The organism is Streptomyces sp. CO7, from assembly GCF_053474865.1.
In genome coordinates this window covers 978,802-984,948 of sequence record NZ_JBRIOU010000002.1, presented here as the reverse complement: position 1 = coordinate 984,948, position 6,147 = coordinate 978,802, and the positions used below count along the sequence as shown (strand labels likewise).

Annotated in this window: 5 protein-coding genes; 3 read left to right on the top strand and 2 right to left on the bottom strand. The window is 74.6% G+C overall.

Annotation, left to right across the window (positions count from 1 at the left end):
• Positions 1–187: 187 nt before the first annotated feature.
• On the bottom strand, positions 188–979 hold the full coding sequence (locus tag ACOV8S_RS06500) for a thioesterase domain-containing protein (RefSeq protein WP_448316611.1): 792 nt from the start codon (positions 977–979) through the stop codon (positions 188–190).
• A 426-nt stretch (positions 980–1,405) separates the two neighbouring features.
• Between ACOV8S_RS06500 and ACOV8S_RS06495 the strand changes: the two genes are divergently transcribed.
• Together ACOV8S_RS06495 and ACOV8S_RS06490 are read left to right on the top strand one after the other, a co-directional pair.
• Positions 1,406–2,758, top strand: a complete 1,353-nt coding sequence (locus tag ACOV8S_RS06495) for an ATP-grasp domain-containing protein (protein WP_448316609.1) — start codon at positions 1,406–1,408, stop codon at positions 2,756–2,758.
• Positions 2,759–2,847: 89 nt separating this feature from the next.
• A complete protein-coding gene (locus ACOV8S_RS06490; protein WP_448316608.1) occupies positions 2,848–4,188 on the top strand; it encodes an MFS transporter in 1,341 nt (446 codons plus the stop codon).
• Positions 4,189–4,280: 92 nt separating this feature from the next.
• On the opposite strand, the gene ACOV8S_RS06485 is transcribed toward ACOV8S_RS06490, so the two are convergent.
• Complete coding sequence (locus ACOV8S_RS06485) at positions 4,281–5,024, bottom strand: DUF4097 family beta strand repeat-containing protein (protein WP_448316607.1); 744 nt, start codon at positions 5,022–5,024, stop codon at positions 4,281–4,283.
• Between the two features lie 291 nt (positions 5,025–5,315).
• On the opposite strand from ACOV8S_RS06485, the gene ACOV8S_RS06480 reads away from it, so the two are divergent.
• A partial coding sequence (locus ACOV8S_RS06480) for an MFS transporter (RefSeq protein WP_448316605.1) occupies positions 5,316–6,147 on the top strand: 832 nt, incomplete at its 3' end.

The window sequence follows — 6,147 nt, the reverse complement described above, 5'->3', positions numbered from 1 at the left end:
TCACTCCGCCGGTCGTCGGACCGGGGCACGTGACGTCGTCGGAGGCTCACGGGGAGCCGGGGCCGGCCGGCAGGACGGTTCGAGGGGGAACCGGGCCGAAGGACCCGGGCCGACGGCAGGACCGGTCAGCGGCCGCGAGGGCGCCGTGGCGGCGCGCCGTGGGCGGCTCGGGAAGGACCGGGACCGGTCAGCGGCCGAGGACCGCCGAGGGTCTGGAGGGCTCCGCGCCGGGCGCGGTGCGCCGGGCGCGGGCGTCGCCGCGCACGCCGGCGAACTCCTGAATGTACAGGCGCAGTTGTTGCAGGTGGGGAGCGCGCAGGACACCGAAGTGGTCGGTGTCCAGGGAGCGGACGGAGAGGTCCTCGAGATGCGGCGACCAGCGCGCGGCCTGCTGGGGGTCGTCGCTGCCGGTGCAGGTGACCAGCAGGGTGCGGCCGGGGTGGCGCCCCTGCGCCCGGTAGCGGGTGCGGGCGGCGAGGTGGGCGTCGACGGTGCGCTCCGTGCGGAGGAGGGCGTCCGCGTCCATGTGGGTCGCGGCCTCGCCCAGTACGTGGCGGCGCACGGTGTCGTAGACCTCGGCGCCCTCGCCGACCGGTGCCGGACTGCTGTCGACGAGCACCAGGTCGGGTGTGTGCCCGCCGGTGAGCCGTCGCGCCGTCTCGAAGGCGAGCAGTCCGCCGAGGGACCAGCCGACGAACAGGTCGGGCGGGGCGGGAAGGGCGTTCACCGCCTCGGCGTAGCGGTCAGCCATGTCCGGTATGCGGGTGTCGGGCTCCTCGCCGTCCTCCAGGCCGCGTGCCCGGATCCCGTGGACGGGTCCGTGGCGGGACAGGTGGGCGACGAGCCCCAGGTAGGGAAGGAGTCCTCCCCCCAGGGGGTGGAAGACGACGGTGCGCAGGGTGCCGGCCCGCCGGCCGAGGGGTAACAGCAGCGGGGTGGTCGACGCGGCCGTCGCCCCGGACTTCACGCTGTGGCTCACAGGTTTCCTCTGGCTCGATCTCGTGGACGGGACCGGTCGGTCCCGAACCGATGGCGCGTGGAGCACGGAAACGCCGGGGGATTTCCGGGGCGGTCTGTCGCACGCCGCCCGCCGGTTTCTCCCGGGCTTTCGCCCCCCCGGTTCACCACCGCACCGTGAATCACACATCACCCAGGGTTAAGTGTGACCTACATCTCTTTTGTCGACGGTGTGTGAGTGCGCGATTCTCCAGCGTGTTCGCGCATCGGCCCACGTCACACGCGGGGTCCGCGCCCGGCGCGCCCGCTCGGCAGCCGACGGGCCGTCACGGGGCCCGCGTCGGGTGGACATGAATCCCGCACAGCGGGAACACCTGACATGTCCTGCCGCCATCCCGCATCCGTTCCGGATCGAACTCCCGCCGCCGCGCGGCGAGGAAGGGCCGCAATGTCTCACCTCCTCTTCGTGGAGACCACAGGGCTGGGTGTCCAGGCACTCGCCCACGCGAAGCGAAGCGGTCACACCGTGACCTACCTGCACTGCCCCCTCTACGACTTCACCGCCACCCCGGCCCAGCGCCGGGAGGCCGTGCAACTGGCCGACCACGCCGCCTCGTTCGCCGATCCCCTGGACGGCGACGCGGTGTACGGGGCGCTGCGCGCCTCCGGCGCCGACCCCGGGAGCGTCGACGCGGTGCTCTCCACGCTGAGCTACGGGGCGCAGGCGGCCGCCGACCTCGCCGCCCGCATCGGTGCGCGCGGCACCTCGCCGACCGGCACCCTCGCGGCCCGCGACAAGGGCGAGTGCCGCCGCCTGCTGCGCGAGCACGGGGTGCCGAGCGTCGGCTTCCGCGTCGTCACCGGCGCCGCCGAGGCGCTGGAGGCCGCCGAGGCGATCGGCTATCCGGTGATCGTGAAGCCGGTCCTCGGCATCGGCAAAGCGGTGACCTCCATCGCCCACGACGCCTCGGCCGTGCGCGCCCACTTCGCCGCCGCGACGCCGGCCCGCGACGAGCTCACCGAGGGCATGGCGCGGCAGCTCGACGAGCGGTACCTGGTGGAGGAACTGGTGCCGGGTGACCTGTACTCCGTGGAGGTCGCCGCCTCCGGAGGCCGGCTGGTCCCCCTGGTGTGCGCCAGCCGCAAGGTCAGCCGGGAGAACCCGGTGCTGGAGCTGGGGTGCACCGTTCCGTCCGGGCTGCCGGCGGCCGACGAGGACGCCCTCGGCCGCTACGCCGTCACGGTGTGCCGGGTCCTCGGGCTGGACCTCGGCATCTTCCACGTGGAGGTGATGCACACCCCCGACGGCTTCCGGCTCATCGAGGTCAACCCGCGTCTGACGGGCGGCTCCCTGCCGGACACCATCAGCAGCGTCGCCGGGGTGGACGTCTTCGCCCTGCTGGTCGACCTGTTCCTCGGCGCGCCCCTGCCGGACGGCCCGCTGCCGCTGGCGGGCTCGGCCTCGCACTCGTTCCTCGCCGCACCGCGCACGAGCACCCTGCCGGCCGGCCTCCCGGACGACTGGTTCGACCCCTTCCTCGCCCGGCTCCACTCCGGCTACGCGCGGGTGGGAGCCGGTGACGTGGTGCCGCCCATGCGCACCAACTTCGACTCCTTCGGCATGGTGCGGGCCCTCGCGCCCACACCTGCCGAGGCCGAGGCGGCCTGCGCGGCGGTCACGTCGGGCATCGAAGGGGTCCTCGGGTTCCCGCTGCTGGCCGAGCGGACCCGGACTCCTGCACCGGCCCCTGCACCGGCCGCCGCCCCCGCACCCGCACCTGCCGCGGCCCCGGCCGCGTGAGGCGCGACGACGGTCGGCGGACCACCGCGGGAGCCGGCAGCGACAGCCCGTCCGCACACCGCGGCCGGACCTCCGGAGACGGAGACGACATGCCCGACCGCCCGCGCCCCGAGGACGGCGAGGGGACGCCCGGCGCCGTGCGGGCGTCCGGCCCGGACACCACGCCGAAGGGACCGGAGCGGGACGCCCGGGAGGCGCCACCGCCGCGGCGGGGTCTCTCGCTCGCCGTGTACCTCACCGCGGCGACCCTCGTGCGCTCGGCAAGCGGTGGGGCCCCCGTCGCGCTCGTGGCGCTGGCGCTGGCGTCGCCCGGCCACGGCGGGGCCGCACTGGGCGGCGTCCTCGCGGCCCTGCTCACGCTGCCCAACATCGCCGGACCGTGGATGGCGCGGTGGCTGGAGGAGGCCCGCGATCCGAGGATGCGGCTGGCGACGGCGTTCGCCGTCTTCGGACTGATGCTCGCCGGAACCGGACTCACCCTGGGCCGCGTGTCCGTCCTCCTGGTGGGACTGCTCGTCGTGGTCGGCGGTCTGTGCGATCCGCTGATGACAGGGGGTCTCAGCAGCCGGCTGGCGCTGATCGTCGGGGAGGACACCCGCGCTCAACGCAGGGCCGAGGGGTGGGACTCGGCGACCTACGGGACCAGCAACATCATCGGCCCGGCCGCGGTCGCCGCGATCACCGCCTTGTCCGGGGCCCTGACCGCGGTCGTCGTGCTGGGCGCGGCCGGGGTGGTGGCCGGCCTGCTGATGCTCGCGCTGCCGAAGGAGCACGGGTCGGCCGCCGAGAGGCAGCGGTCGATGCCCGTGCGGGAGACCCTGCGCGTGATCGTCCGGCGGGGCCCGCTGCGCCGCGTCATGATCGCCACGATGATCACGTCGGTCAGCACCGGCGGCGTGATGGTGATCGCGGTGGTCCTGGGCCGCGATCTGCAGGGGTCGGCGGGGGCGGGCGCCGCCCTCGGCGCCGCCTACGGGGTCGGCAACCTCTGCGGGGCCCTGCTGACCGGCGTGTTCCCGCTCACCGGGGAACCGGAGCGCTGGGTGCTGCGGCTGATCGCCGCGAACGCCGTGGCGATCGGCCTCTGCGCGCTGGCGCCCGGCTACGGACTCGCCCTGGCGGCCTTCGCTCTGGCGGGAGCGACGAGCGCCGTCCTGTTCACCGCCACCCTGGCCGTGCGGTCGGTGCACTCCCCGCCCAACGCCCGTGCCCAGGTCTTCGTGACCATGGCCGGGCTGAAGATGGCCGCGGGCTCGGCCGGCACCGCGTTGGCGGGCACCCTGGTCGGCTTCGGCCCGCGCCTCGCCCTGTGCCTCAACGCGGTCGTGGTCGCCTCGGCCGTCACCATCGCCCTGACGGACCTGCGCCTGAGCCGCCGCCGGAGCCCGGTAGCCGACGATTCCGCGGGCACCTCACGGTCGGCGGCGTGAGGCGGGGAGCGGGAAGGGCCACGGGCGGCTCGCGGCGGCTGTCGAGGCACCGGCCGCGATCCGCCCGGTCCGGCCCGCGGAGCCGCCGTCCGTCAGCCTCGGCGTGCCTCGGTGTCGCCGTTCACGGTGCGCAGGGTCAGCCGGTGCCGGTGGTCCGCGGAGCCCGGCGCCGGGGCGGGGACGTCCACGGTCGTCCGCCCGTTGACGGTGCTCGCGTCGGTCTCGTAGGGCGGCCCGTCGGCCGGGAGGGTCACGCGCACGGAGCCGTTGCGGGTCACGCCGTCGAGCATGCGCGGCGAGGTCGCGCACAGCAGGTCGACGTCGCCGTTGACCGTCTCGGCGCTCACGTCGCGGGCGGCGAGGCCGTCGGCGCGGACGGAGCCGTTGCGGGTCACCAGATGTCGGCGGGCGCCCTTGCCGCCCGAGTCGTGCACGGTGACGTCGCCGTTGACGGTGCTCAGGACGAGCGCGCCGCGCACCCCGTCGACCTCGACGTCGGCGTTGCGGGCCCGCACTGTGAGCGTGACACCGGCGGGCACGCGGACGAGCGGCATGCCTCCGCAGTTGTCCTTCGTCCGCTCGTCACCGTGGTCGCAGAGCAGGTCGAGCACCGGGGTGGCCGCGTCCGCGTCCCAGCGGGCGGGGGTGGCCCCGTCGACCGTCACCCTTTCGTCGTCCGTCCCGACGATCCGCACACCGCCCTCGGTGGTGACGAGGAGACGGCTGCCGTCCGCCAGAGAGGCCCTCTCGAACAGGTCACCTCGTGCGCTCCCGGCGGCCCTCGGCCACGGCGCGTCACCGCCGTCGCGCCCACACGCCGTCAGGGTCAGGAGCACGAGCAACGTGCATCCTGCACCGGCCGCTCGGCGGCCGTGGCGGAGACCCGGCCCCCGGCGGGAGCCGCACGGTGTGCTCGGCGGTGGCGTCATGGGGCGCGTATGCCCTCGACGGACGAGCAGCACACCCTCTGCTCACCCTCCGGCACCGGTATCGCGCCCCGGGCCGGCACGCCGCGCCGCGATCCGTTCGGTGGTGCCGGTGTGAAGGGTGTGACGCGTGGGCAAGGTTCGCGCGACACGCGGACTACGGACGGGACCGCGGGTCCGTGTCGGCGGAGAGAGAGTGGCATGAGGTACTTCCGGCTGCTGGTGGCGGGCAACGCGATATCCGCCTACGGCAGTTACCTGAACATGGTGGCGCTCAACGTGTTCGTCTACGACGTGACGCGCAGCGCCTTGGCGGCCGGGTTGTTCATGGCGGTCCGGCTGGTCTGCGGGGTCGCCTCCGGGTTCCTGAGCGGCCGCCTGGTGTCGTCGTTCGACCGGAAGCGGCTCATGGTCGGCGCCGACCTCTGCCAGGGCGCCGCCGTGGTGGTGCTGCTGCTGGCTCCGGACGACGCCCGGGTCGCCCTGCTGTACGGCCTCGCCGTGGTCACCGGCTGCTGTTCGACCCTGTCCCAGGTCGCACTGCGCAGCAGCGTGCCGGAGATCGTCGGTGCCGAGCACCGCACCCGGGCCAACGGGCTCCTGGTCACCGGCCGTTCGCTCGCCATGATCGCCGGCTTCGCGTCGGCCGGTGTGGTGGTCGCCGAGTTCGGCTACACCCTGGCGTTCGCCCTGGACGCCCTGTCGTTCGCGGTCTCCGCCACCGTCCTGCTCCTGCTTCCGATCCGCACCAGGGCGGTCGCCTCCGGCCCGGTGGGCGAAAAGGCCCCGGACGGCCAGGACATGGCCGCGGACGGCGCGGAACCGGCCGGCGGGCGGGCACGGCTGCTGGTGGCGACGGTCGGCCCGGTGCTCCTGGCGATGATCGCCGTGCGGGCGGTGGACGGGCTCGGCTCCTCCTCGCACAACGTCGCGCTGCCGGTGTACTCGAGCATGCTGGACCCGGCGCACCCTGCCACCTTCGTCAGTCAGTTCTGGGCGACGTGGGCGATCGGCAACATCGTCGTCCAGCAGG